The sequence below is a fragment of the Thermomonospora umbrina genome, from assembly GCF_003386555.1.
GTDB lineage: Bacteria > Actinomycetota > Actinomycetes > Streptosporangiales > Streptosporangiaceae > Thermomonospora > Thermomonospora umbrina.
Map to the genome: position 1 here is coordinate 1,919,748 of NZ_QTTT01000001.1, position 17,974 is coordinate 1,937,721.

A 17,974-nucleotide genomic window follows, 5' to 3' on the forward strand; every position below is an offset into this window, starting at 1 on the left:
CGGTGCTCAGGCGCCGATGCGGAGGGGCTCCACGTCCGGGTTGCCGGTCAGCATGGCCTGGTGGAGCCGCTGGAGCCGGAGGGAGGGTTCGATGCCCAGCTCCTCGACCAGGGTCTCCCGCAGGGTCCGGAACGCCTCCAGCGCCCGCCAGACGTGTCCGGACCGGTAGAGGGCCAGCATCAACTGGGCGCAGAAGTTCTCGTTCATCGGATGGCCGGCGGCGAGCATCCGCAGCTCGGGCAGCAGGTGGCGGTGGCGTCCCAGCATCAGGTCGGCCTCGATCCGCCGCTCCAGCGTGCGCATCCTGGCCTCCTCCATGCCGAGCAGCTCCAGTTCGAGCACTCGGCCGACGGGCACGTTGCCCAGGGCGGGACCGCTCCAGATCCCGAGCGCGGAGGCCAGGATCTCGGCCGCTCCCGCGGCGTCGCCCCGTTCCAGCGCCGCCGCGCCGCGCGCCGCGCGCTCGTCGAACTCCGCCAGGTCGAGGCGCCCGCCCCGGAGATCGAGACGGTAGCCGCCGAAGTGCGTGGAAAGGGACTCCGTCCGCGGCCGGTCCGGCAGCGCCTTCGCGATCTCTCGGCGCAAATGGAGGATGTAGGTCTGCAGGGTCGTCGCGGCACTGCGCGGCGTCTCATCGCCCCAGAGTTCCTCCAGCATGGTGGGGGTGAAGACCACCTGTCCCATGCGGAGGGTCAACAGGGCCAACAGTTGGCGAGGTTTACCGGCACTGGGCACGATCGATCGGCCGTTGGCGTTGATCGTCAGCGGTCCGAGTACTTTGATCTCCATCGTGTGACTCCAGGTGTCCGACGTCGGGAACCTTTTGACGCTTCGTCAATGACAGCGGTCAGAGACTCTCGCATCGTGACACCGGCCCTCGGGGCTTCCCAGAGTGATTGTCACGTTCGCCGGTAGGAATTTCTCCTATGCCGGCCCCGGCGCGGGGACGTCGGCCGGGACCGCGTGCGCGACGGCCCGCCGGTGCCACACCAGGCCGCCGTCCGCGTCATCGACGATCGTGACGTCGTCGACCAGCGCGACCAGGATCGTGTGGTCGCCGCCGTCCCGCAGTTCCCGGGGGCTGCAGATGAGCCGCACCGGCACGTCGACCAGTTCCGGCACGCGCCCGTGCGCCAGGCGCATCCCCCGGAAGCGGTCCTCCCGGGCGGCGAACCGCCCGGCGACGGCCTCCTGGCCGGGCCCCAGGATGTGCAGGCACAGCGCCTCGGCCTTGGTGACGATGTCATGGCTCCGGCCGCCGCGGTCCAGGCAGACCAGCACGAGCGGCGGGTTCAGGGACAGCGCACCCACCGCGCTGACCGTCAGCCCCTGTTCCCGGCCTTCGGAGTCATAGCAGGTGAGCACCGTGAGCGGGGCCGCGAGACGGGCCATCGCGTTCCGGAAGGTCGCGGCGTCGATCCCCGGCCGCCGGTCACGGGAGCTCCGGACCGCCGGCCGCACCGGCACCGGCACGGGCGTCCCGCCACCCGACGGCGGCGGCCCCGGGCGGAGCCAGCGGCCGGTCGCGGAGCCGAACGTCCGCGTCGCGCCGTCCCACACGACGTCCCCGCCCCGGATCGTGGTGAGCACCCGGCCCGCCATCGTCCGCCCCTCGTACGCCGACCAGCCGGAACCCGCGTGCACGTCCCCGGCGGAGAACGTCCACGGCGCCTCCGGGTCGAACACGACGAGGTCCGCGTCGGCGCCCGCCTCGAGCCTGCCCTTGCCGGGGAGGCGGAACAGGTCGGCGGGCCGGACCGCGAGGTGATCGACGAGCCGCAGCACGGCGGTGTCGGTGTCCTCATCCGGCCAGCGGCGGCGCATCTCCGTCCACACCGTCGTGGCCAGCTCCTGGACGCCGGGGATCCCCGGCGGCGTCTCCCGTGCCGCGCGCGACGGCGGCATCGTGGCGTGGTCGCTGCTCAGGCACGCGACCTCACCCGCGCGCAGGGCCGCCCACAGCCGGTCCCGGTCCGTCCCGTCGCGCCCCCGCGTCCCGGCCTCGTCGAGCGACAGGCGGTGGCCGGTCAGCTCGCACGTCACCGGCAGTCCGGCGGCCTGCGCCACCGCGACCAGGTCGGTCTCCCGCGGCCCCGACAGCCGCAACAGATGCGTCCGCGTGCCGTACCGCCGGACCAGCCCGATCACGAGGGCCGCGAACCCGCCGTCCGACCGCGCGCCGTCCTCGGTGTGCAGGACGAGCGGGAGGTCGCCCGCCGCGGCGGCGGCGAAGATCCGTTCCAGGGCCTCCGGATCCCGCACCACGGTGGACGCGGCGCGGCGGCCCGCCAGGCGCACCCGCACCTCGGCGCCGGCGGCGACACCCGGGACCGGGCGGGCGAGCAGCTCGGGACGCCGCGGGTCGGCCTCCAGGTGGAACGCGTAGTCGACCAGCGAGCAGCCCGCCACCAGGGCGGCCTCGGCGCGGACCGCGTCCGGATCGAGCAGCGGGGGCGCCGTGTGCGGCATCTCGATGACGGTGGTCACCCCGCCCGCGACGGCGGCGCGGCTGCCGTGGCCCCAGCCCTCCGCGCGCCGCCGCCCCGGGCCGCGGAAGTGGACGTGCGTGTCGATCAGGCCGGGCAGGACGTATCCGTCCCCGGCGTCGAGGCGCGGCACGCCCGCGGGCGCGTCCTCGACGTCGGTCACGGCGATGACCCGACCGCCCGCGACCACGGCCGCGCCCGGGCGGACCCGCTCCGGTGTGACCAGGCGACCGATCACCACGAGGTCGGCCCGCCCGCCCGGCGTCAGAGCCTCCATCACACCTCCACCACGGGCCCGCGGCGGACCCTCTCAGGTTCGGCGGCATTTCCCTTCGCCGCCGAGGTCGAACGTTCCGGGCGGCCCTTGAGATGGCCACAAGAACCGGTCGAACCCGACTACAGCAACGCCGTTCGAAGGCGGCTCCAAGGGCGTTCGAGGCTATTTCGAGAGGGGTCCGGAACGCTCGCCGCATGGTCGTGACACAGCCGCGCATAGAGGAATTGGCGGACGGCGTCTTCGCGTACATCCAGCCCGACGGCGGTTGGTGCCTGAGCAACGCGGGCGTGCTCGTCTCCAGGGGCGCGACGGCCCTCGTGGACACCGCCGCGACGGTGGCGCGGACCCTGGCGCTGCGGGACGCGGTGCGCACCGTGGCGGCGGCTCCGCCCCGGCTGGTGGTCAACACCCACTCGCACGGGGATCACACGTTCGGCAACTTCCTGTTCGCGCCCGAGGCGGTGATCGTCTCCCATGCGCGGGCGCGCGTCGAGCTGGTCGCCGTCGGCCTGCACCTGACCGGGCTGTGGCCCGAGGTGGAGTGGGGCGAGATCACCCTCGCCCCGCCCTCGGTGACGTTCGACGAGAGGCTCACCCTGCACGTCGGCGACAAGCGGGTCGAGCTGCTGCACACCGGTCCGGCGCACACCACCGGCGATGTCGTGGTCTGGCTACCGGAGGAACGGGTGCTGTTCGCCGGCGACCTCGTCATGGCGGGGGCGACGCCGTTCTGCATGATGGGCTCGATCACGGGCTCGCTCCGGACGGTGGAACGGCTGCGCGCGCTCGGCCCCCGGATCGTCGTGCCGGGGCACGGCCCGGTGGGCGGCCCGGAACTCCTGACGGACACCGAGGGGTACCTGCGCCGAGTGCGGGCGATCGCCCGTGCGGGGATCGCCGCCGGTTCGAGCCCCCTCCAGGCGGCCCGTGAGGCCGACCTGGGCACGTACGGCGCGCTGCTGGACTCCGAACGGCTGGTGCCGAACCTGCATCGCGCCTACGCGGAGGAGCGGGGCGCCGCCCCGGGCGCGCCACTGGACGTCGAGACGCTGTTCGGGGAGATGGTCGAACACCACGGCGGGCTCCCCGCCTGCCACGCGTGACCTGGAACCTACGGTACGGAGGGGCGTTGATGAGCCTGGTCGACGAGCGGGGGACGACACCGGGTCGTGGCCTCCGGGAACGGGCGCGGGAACTGGCCGCCCTACAGGAACGGGTGCGCGGCGGCCCCGGCGAGCGGGCGACCGCCGCGCAGAAGGCCAGGGGGAAGCTCACCGTACGGGAGCGTCTCGACCTGCTCTTCGATCCCGGGTCGTTCATGGAGGTGGAGGGACTGCGGCGGCATCGGGCCTCCGGCTTCGGGCTGGAGGACAACCGGCCGTACACCGATGGCGTGGTGACGGGCTGGGGCCTGGTCCACGGGCGGACGGTCTTCGCCTACGCCCACGACTTCCGCATCTTCGGAGGCTCGCTCGGCGAGGCCCACGCCGCGAAGATCCACAAGCTGATGGACCTGGCGGAGGCGGCCGGCGCACCGATCGTGGGCCTGTGCGACGGCGCGGGCGCCCGCATCCAGGAGGGTGTCACCGCGCTGGCCGGATACGGCGGGATCTTCCAGCGGAACGTCCGGGTCTCCGGCGTCATCCCCCAGATCAGCGTGATCCTGGGGCCCTGCGCCGGGGGCGCCGCCTACTCGCCCGCCCTCACCGACTTCACGTTCATGGTGGCGGACATGGCCCGGATGTACGTCACCGGGCCGGACGTGGTGGCGGCCGTCACCGGGGAGAGCGTCACCCATGAGGCGCTCGGCGGGGCGAAGGTGCACGCCGAGTTGTCCGGGGTGGCGAGCTTCACCCACGACGACGAGGAGTCGTGCCTGGAGGACGTCCGGTATCTGCTGTCGATGCTGCCCGCCAACAACCGCCAGACGCCGCCGGCCACCGACTCCGCCGACCCCGAGCACCGGCGGGTGGACCGGCTGTTGGACCTGGTGCCGCCGGATCCGCGCGGCTCGTACGACATCCGGGAGGTGATCGAGGAGATCGTCGACGACGGCGAGTACCTGGAGGTGCACGCCGAATGGGCCGGAAACATCGTCTGCGCCCTGACCCGTCTCGGCGGGCACGTCACCGGGATCGTCGCCAACCAGCCGCTGGCGATGGCGGGCGTGCTGGACATCGACGCCAGCGAGAAGGCCGCCCGGTTCGTCCAGATGTGCGATGCCTTCAACATCCCCCTGGTCACGTTGGTCGACGTCCCCGGGTTCCTGCCCGGCGTCGCCCAGGAGCACGGCGGCGTCATCCGCCACGGGGCCAAGCTCCTCTACGCGTACTGCAACGCGACCGTGCCCCGGGTGCAGGTCATCCTGCGCAAGGCGTACGGCGGCGCCTACATCGTCATGGACTCCCGGTCGATCGGCACCGACCTGTCGCTGGCCTGGCCCACCAACGAGATCGCGGTGATGGGCGCCGAGGGGGCGGCCAACGTCATCTTCCGTCGCGACATCGCCGCCGCCGACGACCCGGAACGGGTCCGCCGCGAACGCATCCGGCAGTACCGCGAGGATCTGATGGGCCCCTACCACGCCGCCGAGCGCGGCCTCGTCGACGACGTCATCGATCCGGCGGAGACGCGCCTGCGGCTCATCGCGGCGCTGCGGATGCTGCGCTCCAAGCACGCCGCCCTGCCCAGCCGCAAGCACGGCAACCAGCCCCAATGAACCCCTCGCCCATCGAGATCGTGCGCGGCGCGCCCGACGAGACCGAACTCGCCGCGCTCGTCACCGTGCTGATGGCCGTGGCCCGCGCACGGGCCGGAGGGTCGCCGCCGAGCCCGCCGCGGAGTCCGCCGCCGTGGACCTCGTCCGGGGCCGCCCACCGGCCGGCGGGCGGGTGGGCCGGTCGGCCCCATCCGGCGTGGCGAACGGTCCTGTGAGGGACCCGCGGTCGGTTTGCGCGGACGACCGGCGGGGTAGATGCGAGGGGCCGCGAAGGCGGATCCCGGTACGACGTCGCGACACCGATGAGACCTGGAGGCGTTCCACCGTGTCGGTCGAGTTGAACCACACCATCGTCCAGTCCCCCGACAAGCGGGAGTCCGCCGAGTTCCTGGCGAACATCCTGGGTCTCGACGTCGGGGCCGAATGGGGGCCCTTCATCCCCGTGGTCATCGACAACGGCGTCACCCTCGACTTCGCCACCTTCCCCGCCGAGTCGATCACCACGCAGCACTACGCCTTCCTCATCTCCGAGGAGGAGTTCGACGCGGCGTTCCGGCGGCTCCGGGAGGCCGGGGTCGAGCACTACGCCGACCCCTTCTTCAAACGGCCGAACGAGATCACCCGGGCCGACGGCGGGCGCGGCCTGTACTTCCGGGACCCGGGCGGGCACGCCATGGAGATCATGACCCGCCCCTACGGCGACCGCTAGCCGCGCTCCCGGCGGTTTCGAGCCCGTCTCGAGGTCCGTGCGGGACGGTCGAGGGGTCCGAGCCGCCGAGCCGAAGGAGAGGCCCCGGTGACCGTCACGTCCGTCATGCCCGACGTCTATTCTCAAGTGCAGCATTTCTACGCGCACCAGATGCAGGCCCTCGACGACCGGCGTTTCGCCGAGTACGCCGCCACCTTCACCGAGGACTGCCTCTTCCAGCACTCGCCGACCGCCGAGCCCGCCCGGTCCCCGGCGGAGATCGTGGACGTGCTCGTCGAGTTCCACGAGCGGTTCGCCGACGACCCGGTCCAGCGCCGCCACTGGTTCAACCACGTCGCCCTGGAGTGGCGGCCCGACGGCGGCATCGGCTCGACCGCGTACGTCCTGGTGGTGACCACGCGGCCGGGCGGCAAGCCGGAGATCGCGCCGAGTTGCGTGATCCACGACGTGCTCGACCTCGTGGACGGCCGCCTCCGGAACCGTTCCCGCCGGGTCAGCCACGATCAGCTCCCCGGCGACGGGTGACCGTCCCTCCCGACCGGCGGGGGACCGCGTCTTTTTGGGGCGCGGTGCGGCGGAATCCAGTTGAATGAGGCTCCCGTTCGTCCCAGGGACCGGGTGTCGCGACCGTTCCCCGCCGGTCAAGGAGAAGGCACCGTGCTCGTGCTCACCCGCAAGTCAGGCGAAAAGATCATGCTCGGTGACGACATCGTGGTGCAGGTGCTGCAGGTCACCGGCGACTCGGTGCGGCTGGGGATCGAGGCGCCCCGGTCGCTGCACGTCTTCCGGGAGGAGGTCTGGGTGCGGCTCAACGGGCACGGCGCCCGGCGCCCGGACGACGCGCCCCCGGCGGACGGTCGCGGCTGACCGAGCGCCCGTCAGGCGAGATCCTCCTCGCGGTACTCGACGGACGGGGCCGTCGGGTCGGCGGCGCGGGCGCGGAGTTCGACACGGCGGATCTTGCCCGAGACGGTCTTCGGGAGGTCGGCGAACTCCACCCGGCGGACGCGCTTGTAGGGCGCGAGGCCGGCGCGGGCGTGCCGGAGGATGGCCGCCGCGGTCTCCTCGTTCGGCTCCCAACCGGGCGCGAGGGCCACGTACGCCTTCGGCACGGCGAGTCGCACCGGATCGGGGGCGGGGACGACCGCGGCCTCGGCCACGGCGTCGTGCTCGATGAGGACGCTCTCCAACTCGAACGGGGAGATCCGGTAGTCGGACGCCTTGAAGACGTCGTCGGCGCGGCCCACGTAGGTGAAATGGCCGTCCTCGTCCCGTGAGGCGATGTCGCCGGTGTGGTAGCGGCCGTCCCGCATCACCTCGGCGGTGCGTTCGGCGTCGCCGTGGTAGCCGACCATGAGGCCGAGGGGGCGACGGGACAGGTCGAGGCAGATCTCGCCCTCCGAGGCGGGCTCGCCGGTGAGCGGGTCGATGAGTTCGACGGCGTAGCCGGGGACGGGACGGCCCATGGAGCCCGGCTTGACGGTCTGCCCCGGCGTGTTGGCGATCTGCACGGTGGTCTCGGTCTGGCCGAAGCCGTCCCGGATCGTCACCCCCCAGGCCGCGCGGACCCGCTCGATGACCTCGGGGTTGAGCGGCTCGCCCGCGCCCACCACCTTGCGCGGCGGGGTGGCGAGTCGCGACAGGTCGGCCTGGATGAGCATCCGCCAGACCGTCGGCGGGGCGCAGAAGGACGTGACCCCGCAGCGTTCCATCGCGTCGAGGAGCCGGCCGGCGTCGAAGCGGGTGTGGTTGTGGACGAACACCGTCGCCTCGGCGTTCCAGGGGGCGAAGACGTTGCTCCAGGCGTGCTTGGCCCAGCCGGGCGAGGAGATGTTGAGGTGCACGTCGCCGGGTTCGAGCCCGATCCAGTACATGGTGGACAGGTGCCCGATCGGATAGGACGCGTGGGTGTGCTCGACCAGCTTGGGCTTGGCCGTGGTGCCCGAGGTGAAGTAGAGGAGCAGCGGGTCGGTGGCCTTCGTCGGCCCGTCGGGGACGAAGTCGGGGCGGGCGTGGTCGGCGTCGGTGTACGGGTGCCAGCCCACCGCCTCGCCGCCCACGACGACACGGGTGTAGTCGCCGGGGACGTCCGCGAACCCGTCGGTGTGCGAGGCGTCGGCGACCACGTGTCGGGCCCGCCCCCGGTCCACCCGGTCGCGCAGGTCGGCGGGGGTGAGCAGGGTCGTCGCGGGGATCACCACGGCGCCCAGCTTCATCGCGGCCAGCGTGATCTCCCACAGCTCCCGCCGGTTGCCGAGCATGAGGACGATCCGGTCGCCCCGGCGGACGCCGAGGTCCTCCCGCAGCCAGTTGGCGACGCGTGACGAACGCTCCGACACCTCGGCGAACGACCAGCGCCCCTCACGGCCGTCCTCCTCCACGATCCACAGGGCGGTGCGGTCGTTGCCGCGGGCGATCTCGTCGAACCAGTCCAGCGCCCAGTTGAACTCGTCCGGTGCGGGCCACCGGAAGTCGCGGTACGCGGTGGCGTGGTCCTCGCGGTGCTTCAGCAGGAAGTCGCGGGCGGCGCGGAACGTCTCCATGGTCTCCTCCGTGGTCACGGGCCGAGCAGTTCCACGGAACGCTCGCGCATCTCCACCTTACGGATCTTCCCCGTGACGGTCATGGGGAACTCGTCGACCAAATGGAGATGACGGGGGATCTTGTAATGCGCGAGCCTGCCGGAGCAGAATTCCCGGAGCGCGGAAACGGTCAGCTCGGCGGCCCCCTCGCGCAGTTTCACCCAGGCCATCAGCTCCTCGCCGTAAACGGTGTCGGGGACCCCGATCACCTGGGCGTCCACGATGTCGGGATGGGTGTAGAGGAATTCCTCGATCTCCCGGGGATAGATGTTCTCGCCGGCCCGGATGACCAGGTCCTTGATGCGGCCGGTGATGCTCACATGGCCGTCCTCGTCCATGACGGCCAGGTCCCCGGTGTGCATCCAGCGGGCGTCGTCGATGACCTCGGCCGTCTTCTCCGGCTGCGCCCAATAGCCCAGCATCACCGAATAGCCCCGGGTGCAGAACTCGCCGGGCGTCCCGCGCGGGACGGTGACCCCGGTGGCCGGGTCGACGATCTTGATCTCCAGGTGCGGGTGGACCCGGCCGACGGTCGACACCCGGCGCTCCAGGGAGTCGTCGGCGCGGGTCTGGGTGGACACCGGCGAGGTCTCCGTCATGCCGTAGCAGATGGTCACCTCGCGCATGCCCATCCGGTCGATGACCTGCTTCATCACCTCGACCGGGCAGGGCGAGCCCGCCATGATCCCGGTGCGCAGGGCGGTCAGGTCGGCGGACGCGAGGCCCGGGTCGTTCAGCAGGGCGATGAACATCGTGGGCACCCCGTACAGCGAGGTGCAGTGGTGCGCGGCGACCGCCTCGAGCGTGGCGGACGGGTCGAACGCCGGCGCGGGGATCACCATGCAGGCCCCGTGAGAGGTGGCGGCGAGGTTGCCCATCACCATTCCGAAGCAGTGGTAGAACGGCACGGGGATGCAGATCCGGTCCTCTTCGGTGTAGCCGCAGAGTTCGCCGACGAAGAAGCCGTTGTTCAGGATGTTGTGGTGCGAGAGCGTGGCGCCCTTGGGGAATCCGGTGGTGCCGGACGTGTACTGGATGTTGATCGGGTCGTCCATGCCGAGGGTGGCGGCGATCTCGTCCAGAACGGCGATGTCCGCGTCACGACCGTCCTCGATGAGGCGTTCCCATTCTCGGCTCCCGATGAGCAGGACGTCACGCAGGTCCGGGCATTGCGGCCGTACCTCCTCGATCATCGCGGCGTAGTCGGAGGTCTTGAACGCCGGCACGGCGACCAGGGTGCGAATGCCCGCCCGTGTCAGCACGTATTCGAGTTCGTGGACGCGATACGCGGGATTGATGGTGACGAGAACGGCCCCGAGTTTCGCGGTCGCGTACTGGGTGAACGTCCACTCCGCGCAGTTGGGGGCCCAGACGCCGACCCGGTCGCCCTTGCCGACCCCGGCGCGGTGGAGCCCCAGCGCGAGCGCGTTCACCTCGGCCGCCATCTCCGTGTACGTCCAGCGGCGTCCGGTCCGGTGCTCGATCAGCGCGTCGCGGTCGGGGTGCCGGCGGACGGTCCGATCGAAGTCGGCCCCGATGCTGTCCCCCAGCAGCGGGGTTCCGGACGTGCCCGACGCGTAGCTGACTGCGGTGGCCATGCGCGACGCCTCCCGAACGTGAGCCGAACCGTGGCGTGGGGCGAGACCGGCGCCGCGGGCGTCGCGGCCCCGCGTCGTCCCACCCTCGCTCCCGTCGCGACGATACCCCCGGGCTGTCCTTCGCGACCCTGACCGGCTATAGAGATATATCGGTGTTCATGAATGCCGCCGGTCGGCGGCGAGGAGGGGCGATGAGCGACAGGGCGACACGCGGACTGGTGGCCTTGCTGGCCGGCATGGGGACGGCGCATTTCCTGGCGCCACGGCAGTTCGACGCGCTGATCCCCCGGTGGCTGCCGGGTCGGGCCCGCACCTGGACCCATGGCAGCGGCGTCGCCGAGTTGGCGTGCGCCGCCGCGGTGGCCCATCCGCGCACCCGGCGGACCGGCGCGCTGGCCGCGGCGGGGCTGATCGTGGCCGTGTTCCCGGGGAACGTCAAGATGGCATGGGACTGGCGGAAGCGGTCGCTGCCGCTGCGCGCCGTCGCCTACGGCAGGCTCCCGATCCAGGGGCCGCTCTTCCTGTGGGCGCTGCGGGTCGCCCGTGCGGCGGGCACCGCCTCGGAGAAGCGGGCCTGAACGTCCCAGGTCGCCCGGAACGTTCTCGGTGATCTTTCTTCGGTGACGGCGGCCCGGCGTGAGACGCTGAACACAGCGGGAACGGGAGACTCGAAGGCGACCCGCGGCCGAGGGGAACCATGGAGACGGCGCAGCACCCAGCACAACCCGAGGGGCCGGCCGGCGGCGGCCCGCGACCGCGCACACCGGGCCCGCTGCCACCGCTCCGCGAGCGCCTGATGAGCGCCTACCTGCCCTTGGCCCGACTGTACGAGCTGCTGGAGGAGGCCGGCCCACCGGCGGGCTCCTCGGGGACGGTCTCCGCGCCGAGGCTGGAGGCCGTCCGCGCGCTGCTGGACGAACGCGTCGCCGGGAGCTGGGACGACCTGTCCCGGCTGCTGGTCGATCCCGCCGAGCTGGTCCGGCGCGCCCGGCCGTCCGGCGGGACGCCCGACGCCTCCGACCCGCGCACCCATTTCTATGAGGACTACCGGCTCGGTCTCGCCACGCCCGCGCCGCCGGATCCCGAGCCCGAGGACCTGCAGCCGGTCGAGTCCTCCCCCGACGAGATCGTTGCGGCCGCCGTGGGCACCCCGAACACCTGTCTGATCCAGGCGGAGGACGGGCCCGAACGGACGGCGGTGCTGGCCGAGATCGTTCGCCGGCTCGCCGCCGAGGGGAGGCGCGCGCTGCTGCTGTCGCCCACCCCGGCGACGGCCGAGGCCCTGCTGGAGGCGCTGCGCGCGTCGCCGGACGTCCGCGTCGTCCGGGGCGAGCCGTCCGAGGACCCCGACGAGCCCGACACGCTCGGCGAGCTGCGGCGGCTGCGCCGGGAGCTGTTGTGGCTCGAACAGTGGCCGCGCGACCTCGCCGCCCTGGACGACCTGCGCGGCCACGCCGAACGCCTCCGCGCCGAGCTGGCCGCGAACGAGCAACGGCTCGTCGAGGAGATCGAGGCCGCCGGGCACCGGATCGAGGACGCCGACCGACGGGCCGCCGAGGCCCGCCTGCGCCTGGAGCTCGCCGACGACGAGCGGCGGCGGACCGCCGACGAGGCCGCCCGCGCGCAGGAGTCCTGGCAGGACCTTCAGGGGACCGCGGACGCCGCCGCGCGGGACGCCGACGAACGCAACCGCGCCGCCGACGACGCCGGGGCCCGCCACGACGACCTGACCCGGCGCGTCGCCGGCTGTGAGCAGGAGCTGCAGGCCGCCCGGGATCGCGAGGCCGCCCTCGGCGACGAGCTCGCCCGCGCCACGGCCACCCTTCCGGAGGCCACCCGCGACACTGAGCAGCTCGCGGTGACCGCCGCCGACGCCACCGCCGAGGGCCACGCCAGCTACTACCGGCTGGCCGCCGCCGAATCGGCGCTGGCCGCCCAGCGCCGCACGATGAGCTGGGGCCAGCGCCTGCACGTGGCGCCCAACCCGGAGGCCGACGAGGCGCGCCAGATCCTCAAGGCCCGCAGACGCGAGGCCGACGAGGCCGCCGCGGCCGCCCAGCAGGCCGTGCACGCGCACCAGCAGGCCGAGTCACTGCGCGCGGGGCTGCACAAGTTCATCGTCGACGCCGAGCACGAGATGACCGCTCTCGCCGCCGCGCAACAGCGGCTCGGCGAGCAGTCGGCCGCCCTGTCCGCCGATCGCGACACCGCCCACGCCGAGTTCCGACGCCTGGCCCACGGGGCCGCCGAGGCCGTCGACCACGCCACCCAGACCGCCACCGCCGCCCGCCAGGCCGGTCAGGCCGCCGCCGAGGCCGAGTCCCTGGCCGCCGCCGCCCGCACCGCCGAGGAAGAGGCCGCCGCCGAGGTCGAGCACGCCGACACCGAGGCCGCCGCCGCCCGCGACCGCCTGGCCTCCCTGGAAGCCGAGCTGGAGCTCCACCGCACCGACCGCGCCACCCGCATCGCCGACATCAAGGCCGAGCTCCGGTCCTTCACCGATGCGGCGGAACGCTCCCGCCGCCACGTCCACGAGATCTGCGGCGCCGACCCCGCCGACTCCCCGCCGGACCTCCTGACCGGACACCGCGCCGACGCCATGGCCCGCATCGAGGATCTCTCCGCCGTCCTGGAGAACGCCGACCTCGTCCACGCCACCCCCCTCGGCTTCGGCCAGGGCCCCTACGCCCGCGGCGCCGTCTTCGACACCCTCATCGCCCTGGCCGCCGACCGCCTCCCCGACGCCGACCTCCTCATCGGCGCCACCCGCACCCACCGCTGGCTCCTCATAGCCGACGCCCACGGCACCCCCCCACCCTTCACGGAAACCCACCCCGACCACACCCCGGACTCCCTCCCCCCCACCCTCCAGACCACCGCCACAGACCACCACGCCCACACCACGTTCTCCCGCTGCCTCACCACCGCCCCCTCCCTCTGCCACATCCTCACCACCCCCCTCCCCCCCGACGACGCCACGCACCCGGTCGCCCCACCCCCCACGCCGACCCCCGCCGCCAACCCGGACGACGAGACCACCCCGCCGCCCGCCACCCCCCTCCAACACCCCGCAAGCCAAGCCCCCGACGCGACCGCCGCCGCCCCCTCCACGGAACCGAACACCAGCCCACCCCCAATCGCCGACGCAACGCGACCCCTCGCCCTGCCACCCACCGAACGAGCCCCCGACGCCCCCTCAACGGACGACGCAACACCACCCCTCGATCCGCCGTCCGAGGCCCCAGCCGACGAGCCGCATCCGAGCCCGGCCACCAGCACCCCCCACGCCACAAGGGCTTCCCTCGCCCCCACCCCCTCCGGCACACCCTCGGCGAACGACGCGCCCCACGGACCGGAGGACGCCACGCGGCCACTCGGCCTGGTGCCGGGGCCCACAGCCGACGAGCCACCGGCAAGCCCCAACACCCACACCACGGACGACACCACCGCCGCAACCGCCCCCGACACACCCCCGCCGGACGACACAACTCACGGGCCCGAGCACGCCACGCGGCCACTCGGCCTGGTGCCGGGGCCCACAGCCGACGAGCCACCGGCAAGCCCGAACACCCACACCACGGACGACACCACGGCTCCCTCCGCCCCCGACACGCCCTCGGGGCATGACGCCACCCACGGGCCCGAGGACGCCACGCGGCCCCTCGGCCTGACATCGGAGCCCGCAGCCGACGAGTCACCGGCGAGGTCGGAGGTCGGTAGCGGGGACGGCGCTGTGGTTGCCCGAGGCGTGAGGGCCGCCGACGTGCCCTTGGTGGACGGCGCGATGGGCGAGGGTGCCGAGCGGCCCATGAAGTTGGGGGCTGGGGAGGGTGTCGTTCGCTCCGATGAGGACGTGCGGGTGGCCGGGGCGGAGGGGGCGGGGGGCGAGGGCGTTCCGGAGGACGGTGAGGGAGGCCGGAGGTGAGGGCAGGGGGTTTGGGCTCGGGGGCGGGCGGTTCGGGCGGGGTTGACGCAGCCGGGTGACCACCGCTCGCGGCGGTCGGTGGCGGCACGGCGGTCGGGTGCGGAGACGCGGGATCGTACGAAGTTTCCGTATGTACGGAATATCTTCCGATCTTTGGGCATTACCTCTCTTGGGAGCGGCCGACGAACGGCCGTTCCGGACATGTCTCGGGAGGCACTCGATGAACCGCACCAGCATCCCCCGGCCAAGGGCCGGCGAAGGGCGCCGCCCCATCAGGACCACCTCGCTCCGTGCGCTGGCCGTGGCCGCGCACCTGGAACGCGGTCTCGGTCTCGAGGGACCGCCGGGCCGGGACCGTGCCGGCGACGAGGACGAGGCGCGTACGGCGGCCTGACCTCGGCGCGCACGCCCGGTGCGACGGCCGGGCATCCCGTGAACGTTCACGGGGTGCCCGGCCGTCGCACGTTCCGACCCGGGACGCCGGCGCCCGGCGAGGCAAATAGGCTGATGTCCTCCCAGTGTGATGCGTTCGTGCCTGATGTGACGAGAAGAGTGCAGCGTGACGGATAGGACGATGCCCGACGCCCACCCGCTGCGGCCGGGTGATCCGGCCCGGCTCGGTTCCTACGAGATTCTCGGCCGGTTGGGCGAGGGCGGCCAGGGCGCGGTGTTCCTCGGCCGTCCGGAGGGGCCGATGGGCCCGCCCGGCGGCCATGTCGCGATCAAGCTGCTGCACGCCGGGCTGACCGCGGACGTCGCGGCGCGCGGCCGTTTCGTCCGCGAGCTCGAGGTCGCCAAGCGCGTCGCCCGATTCTGCACCGCGCAGATCCTGGACGCGGACGTGGCGGGCGACCAGCCGTACATCGTCAGCGAGTACGTTCCGGGCAGTTCGCTGCACCGCACGGTGGTCGCCGAGGGGCCGCGGACCGGCGGGGCGCTGGAACGGCTGGCCATCAGCACGCTGACCGCCCTGACCGCCATCCATCAGGCGGGCATCGTCCACCGCGACTTCAAGCCGCACAACGTCATGCTCGGTCCGGACGGGCCGCGGGTGATCGACTTCGGGGTGGCCCGGGCGCTCGGCGCGGCCGGGGAGACGCAGAACGTCGGGACGCCCGCGTACATGTCGCCGGAGCACTTCAACGGCGACGCGGTCGGGCCGCCCGCCGACATGTTCGCCTGGGGCACCACGATGGTGTTCGCGGCGAACGGGCGGCCCGCGTTCGGGAACGACGAGATGGGCGCGGTGATGCACCGTATCCTCACCGGGGAGCCCGATCTCGGGGATCTTCCGGAGCCGCTGCGGAGCGTGGTCGTCGCCTGCCTGGCCAAGGACCCGGCCCTGCGGCCGACGGCCCGACAGGCCCAGGAGCGCCTCGTCGGATCCGATCCGGCTCCCGTGTCGCAGCCCCTGCCGCCTCCCCCGCCGTTCGCCGGCGCGGGAGGCATCCCGATCGCCCCACCCGCCGCGGCGCTCCCCCAGCCCGCGCCGTACGACCGGCCGGCCGGCGACGACACCCGGATGGGCCCGGGCCCGCGCGGCAACGCTCCGGCCGGTACGCCCGCCGCGTACGGGTCGCCGAGTTCGACCGGCCCCACGGGCCCCGTGGGGCCGCCTCCCGGGCCCGTCAAGGGCGGGCGGCTGGTGCCCGCCGTGGCCGCGGCCACGGTGGCGGCGCTGGTGGTCGGCGTCTCCGTATGGGCCATGACCCGTACGGGTGACGGCGACGCGGCGGAGGCCGGCACCGACCAGGTGGCGGCGGGTCCGGGGCAGACCCCGACCGGTGTCCGGCGGCCGGGAGAGGGAGGCGCGCTCCCCGGTGGAGGCCGTTCGCCGGGCGCGACCCGCCCCGGGAAGCCCCCGAACACCGCCAAGCCCAAGAACGGCGGAAAGCCGAACGGCCAGAACCCCCGTACCGGCCGCCCCGACGGCGGAGGCGGCGGGGGCGGAGGCGGGACCGGCGACGGGGGCGGCGGATCCGGTGGAGGCGGCGGCAACGGAGGGGGAGGCGGAGGCGAGAGCAGGCCCGAGCCGCCGAACCCGTACAGCCCGCAGGAGGTGTGCAACTCCGGCGGCCACGGCGGCGGGTACTACGTGCAACGCTCGACGGCCTTCACCGGAGGCACCGTCTACCAGCTCTACAACAGCTCCGGCTACAACTGCGCCGTGACGATCAAGACCAAGGACGTGGGGAAGGCCACCAGCGTCTGGACGAAGATCGAGGCCCAGAACGGCGGCGCCGACGGCGACAGCGGCGCGTTCCAGTACTACGCGGGCCCGGTGTTCGCCTACGCCAAGGGCAAGTGCGTGCGCTACTCGGGCGGATCCTCGGCCGGCAGCGGCGGCGCCTCCTGGGGCAACTGCGGCTGACCGAGACCGGCCGAGGCCCGACATCGACGAACCGATGGACGCGAAAACCCCGCCGCGATCGCGGCGGGGCCATGGGTCGATGTCGGGGGGTGAGGGTCAGTTGGAGCCGATCAGATCGTCGAAGTCGCCGTCCTTGGCTCCGAGGATGAGCGCCTCGATCTCGGGTCGCGTGTAGATGAGCGCCGGACCGTCCGGGTGCCGGCTGTTGCGCATCGCCACACTTCCGCCGGGGAGTTCGGCCATCTCGACGCAGTTGCCCTGGGAGTTGCTGCGCCGCGACTTGTGCCACCTCGCTCCCTGGAGCTCATCTGCGGGCATTCCGTTGTAGGTCTCGAGCATCTATGTCTTCCTGAGAAGTTCGTCGAGAGTCTCGACGGTGCGCTCCGGAGTCTCACTGTCGACGCACAGGCGTTCCATCGCCTGCAGATAGCTGTCGACGTCGTCGCGCTTGTCCAGGTAAAGGGCACCGACGAGGTTCTCGACGTACACCACATCCGGCAGGTCCGGCTCGGGGAACCGCAGGATGGAGAAGGCCCCGCCCTCGGCGGCGTGGCCCCCGAAACGGAACGGCATCACCTGGATGGTGACGTTGGGCAGTTTGGACATCGCGATGAGATGTTCGAACTGGCCCCGCATCACATCGGGACCGCCGATCTCGCGCTTGAGCGCCGCCTCGTCCAGCACCGCCCACAGTCGGGGCGCGCCGGGCGCGGTCAGCCGCTGGGCGCGCTGCATGCGCACCGTGACGCGATCGGCGATCTCGTCCTCGGTGGCGGCCGCGTTGCCCTGCCGGATCACCGATCGGGCGTAGTCCTCCGACTGCAGCAGTCCCGGAACGAACTGGCACTCGTAGGTCCGGATCAGCGCGGCGGCCTCTTCCAGGCCGACATAGGCGTGGAACCACTTGGGCAGCACCTCGTTGTACCGCTGCCACCACCCCGGCGTCTTGGCGTCCCGCGCCAGTTGGAGCAGCGCCTCGCGTTCGGCCTCGTCGGTGACGTCGTACAGCGTGAGCAGGTCGGCCACGTCGCGCTCTTTGAAGCTGACCCGTCCCAGCTCCAAGCGGCTGATCTTGGACTCCGACGCGCGGATGACGTATCCGGCCTGTTGACGGCTCACGCCCTTGCTCTCGCGCAGGCGACGAAGCTGCGAGCCGAGCAGGATCCGACGCACCGTCGAACCGGCTCCCGGCGTCTCCGGAGTCACGCCCAACCTCCCGCTAGATGGCGGACAGCGCACTTAGTGTGCCACTCCCCTGCTGTCTTGGGTGGTCTCCTCCGATCTTGGAACGGGCCGCGGCCCGCACA

General features: G+C 72.8%; 16 protein-coding genes. 10 read left to right on the forward strand and 6 right to left on the reverse strand.

What is annotated here, in order from left to right; genetic code table 11:
• Positions 1-6 precede the first annotated feature (6 nt).
• Both DFJ69_RS08310 and DFJ69_RS08315 read right to left on the reverse strand, forming a co-directional pair.
• Entirely contained in the window at positions 7-789 is a 783-nt protein-coding gene (locus DFJ69_RS08310) for an AfsR/SARP family transcriptional regulator (RefSeq protein WP_116021940.1), read from the reverse strand.
• A 135-nt stretch (positions 790-924) separates the two neighbouring features.
• The gene (locus DFJ69_RS08315; RefSeq protein ID WP_116021941.1) at positions 925-2,763 is read right to left on the reverse strand and encodes a flavin reductase; all 1,839 of its coding nucleotides are present in this window, start codon (positions 2,761-2,763) and stop codon (positions 925-927) included.
• A gap of 194 nt (positions 2,764-2,957) precedes the next feature.
• Between DFJ69_RS08315 and DFJ69_RS08320 the strand changes: the two genes are divergently transcribed.
• The 6 genes from DFJ69_RS08320 to csrA all read left to right on the forward strand — a co-directional run bounded on the left by DFJ69_RS08320 (position 2,958) and on the right by csrA (position 7,058).
• A complete protein-coding gene (locus DFJ69_RS08320) occupies positions 2,958-3,866 on the forward strand; it encodes an MBL fold metallo-hydrolase (RefSeq protein WP_211328549.1) in 909 nt (302 codons plus the stop codon).
• A gap of 29 nt (positions 3,867-3,895) precedes the next feature.
• The gene (locus DFJ69_RS08325) at positions 3,896-5,482 is read left to right on the forward strand and encodes an acyl-CoA carboxylase subunit beta (protein ID WP_116021942.1); all 1,587 of its coding nucleotides are present in this window, start codon (positions 3,896-3,898) and stop codon (positions 5,480-5,482) included.
• Positions 5,479-5,697, forward strand: a complete 219-nt coding sequence (locus DFJ69_RS08330) for an acyl-CoA carboxylase epsilon subunit (protein ID WP_116021943.1) — start codon at positions 5,479-5,481, stop codon at positions 5,695-5,697. Before DFJ69_RS08325 ends, DFJ69_RS08330 begins: the two co-directional genes overlap by 4 nt.
• A gap of 110 nt (positions 5,698-5,807) precedes the next feature.
• Complete coding sequence (locus tag DFJ69_RS08335; RefSeq protein ID WP_116021944.1) at positions 5,808-6,191, forward strand: VOC family protein; 384 nt, start codon at positions 5,808-5,810, stop codon at positions 6,189-6,191.
• Between the two features lie 87 nt (positions 6,192-6,278).
• The gene (locus DFJ69_RS08340) at positions 6,279-6,716 is read left to right on the forward strand and encodes a nuclear transport factor 2 family protein (protein ID WP_245974163.1); all 438 of its coding nucleotides are present in this window, start codon (positions 6,279-6,281) and stop codon (positions 6,714-6,716) included.
• Positions 6,717-6,848: 132 nt separating this feature from the next.
• On the forward strand, positions 6,849-7,058 hold the full coding sequence (gene csrA / locus DFJ69_RS08345; RefSeq protein ID WP_116021945.1) for a carbon storage regulator CsrA: 210 nt from the start codon (positions 6,849-6,851) through the stop codon (positions 7,056-7,058).
• 11 nt (positions 7,059-7,069) lie between these two features.
• On the opposite strand, the gene DFJ69_RS08350 is transcribed toward csrA, so the two are convergent.
• Positions 7,070-8,734: an AMP-binding protein gene (locus DFJ69_RS08350; RefSeq protein WP_116026491.1), complete on the reverse strand. Its 1,665-nt coding sequence runs from the start codon at positions 8,732-8,734 to the stop codon at positions 7,070-7,072.
• Between the two features lie 14 nt (positions 8,735-8,748).
• Positions 8,749-10,371 (reverse strand): AMP-binding protein, encoded by a 1,623-nt coding sequence (locus DFJ69_RS08355; protein WP_116021946.1) that lies wholly within the window; start codon positions 10,369-10,371, stop codon positions 8,749-8,751.
• A gap of 191 nt (positions 10,372-10,562) precedes the next feature.
• On the opposite strand from DFJ69_RS08355, the gene DFJ69_RS08360 reads away from it, so the two are divergent.
• The 4 genes from DFJ69_RS08360 to DFJ69_RS36110 all read left to right on the forward strand — a co-directional run bounded on the left by DFJ69_RS08360 (position 10,563) and on the right by DFJ69_RS36110 (position 16,667).
• Positions 10,563-10,949 (forward strand): DoxX family protein, encoded by a 387-nt coding sequence (locus DFJ69_RS08360; RefSeq protein ID WP_116021947.1) that lies wholly within the window; start codon positions 10,563-10,565, stop codon positions 10,947-10,949.
• Between the two features lie 218 nt (positions 10,950-11,167).
• On the forward strand, positions 11,168-14,296 hold the full coding sequence (locus DFJ69_RS08365) for a coiled-coil domain-containing protein (protein ID WP_147312244.1): 3,129 nt from the start codon (positions 11,168-11,170) through the stop codon (positions 14,294-14,296).
• 220 nt (positions 14,297-14,516) lie between these two features.
• Positions 14,517-14,690 carry a hypothetical protein gene (locus DFJ69_RS34170; RefSeq protein WP_170177576.1) on the forward strand — a complete coding sequence of 58 codons (174 nt, stop codon included), beginning with the start codon at positions 14,517-14,519 and terminating at the stop codon, positions 14,688-14,690.
• 180 nt (positions 14,691-14,870) lie between these two features.
• Entirely contained in the window at positions 14,871-16,667 is a 1,797-nt protein-coding gene (locus tag DFJ69_RS36110; protein WP_116021949.1) for a serine/threonine protein kinase, read from the forward strand.
• Between the two features lie 96 nt (positions 16,668-16,763).
• Here the strand turns inward: DFJ69_RS36110 and DFJ69_RS08375 are convergent, their stop codons facing one another.
• On the reverse strand, positions 16,764-17,006 hold the full coding sequence (locus tag DFJ69_RS08375; protein WP_116021950.1) for a DUF397 domain-containing protein: 243 nt from the start codon (positions 17,004-17,006) through the stop codon (positions 16,764-16,766).
• Complete coding sequence (locus DFJ69_RS08380; RefSeq protein ID WP_211328550.1) at positions 17,007-17,873, reverse strand: helix-turn-helix domain-containing protein; 867 nt, start codon at positions 17,871-17,873, stop codon at positions 17,007-17,009.
• Positions 17,874-17,974: the final 101 nt, after the last annotated feature.

What these genes read in the sequence shown, in the direction of transcription:
- DFJ69_RS08310 (WP_116021940.1), bottom strand. Translation starts at nt 789, where the DNA reads ATGGAGATCAAAGTACTCGGACCGCTGACGATCAACGCCAACGGCCGA.
- DFJ69_RS08315 (WP_116021941.1), bottom strand. Translation starts at nt 2,763, where the DNA reads ATGGAGGCTCTGACGCCGGGCGGGCGGGCCGACCTCGTGGTGATCGGT.
- DFJ69_RS08320 (WP_211328549.1), top strand. Translation starts at nt 2,958, where the DNA reads ATGGTCGTGACACAGCCGCGCATAGAGGAATTGGCGGACGGCGTCTTC.
- DFJ69_RS08325 (WP_116021942.1), top strand. Translation starts at nt 3,896, where the DNA reads ATGAGCCTGGTCGACGAGCGGGGGACGACACCGGGTCGTGGCCTCCGG.
- DFJ69_RS08330 (WP_116021943.1), top strand. Translation starts at nt 5,479, where the DNA reads ATGAACCCCTCGCCCATCGAGATCGTGCGCGGCGCGCCCGACGAGACC.
- DFJ69_RS08350 (WP_116026491.1), bottom strand. Translation starts at nt 8,734, where the DNA reads ATGGAGACGTTCCGCGCCGCCCGCGACTTCCTGCTGAAGCACCGCGAG.
- DFJ69_RS08355 (WP_116021946.1), bottom strand. Translation starts at nt 10,371, where the DNA reads ATGGCCACCGCAGTCAGCTACGCGTCGGGCACGTCCGGAACCCCGCTG.
- DFJ69_RS08360 (WP_116021947.1), top strand. Translation starts at nt 10,563, where the DNA reads ATGAGCGACAGGGCGACACGCGGACTGGTGGCCTTGCTGGCCGGCATG.
- DFJ69_RS08365 (WP_147312244.1), top strand. Translation starts at nt 11,168, where the DNA reads ATGAGCGCCTACCTGCCCTTGGCCCGACTGTACGAGCTGCTGGAGGAG.
- DFJ69_RS34170 (WP_170177576.1), top strand. Translation starts at nt 14,517, where the DNA reads ATGAACCGCACCAGCATCCCCCGGCCAAGGGCCGGCGAAGGGCGCCGC.
- DFJ69_RS36110 (WP_116021949.1), top strand. Translation starts at nt 14,871, where the DNA reads ATGCCCGACGCCCACCCGCTGCGGCCGGGTGATCCGGCCCGGCTCGGT.
- DFJ69_RS08375 (WP_116021950.1), bottom strand. Translation starts at nt 17,006, where the DNA reads ATGCTCGAGACCTACAACGGAATGCCCGCAGATGAGCTCCAGGGAGCG.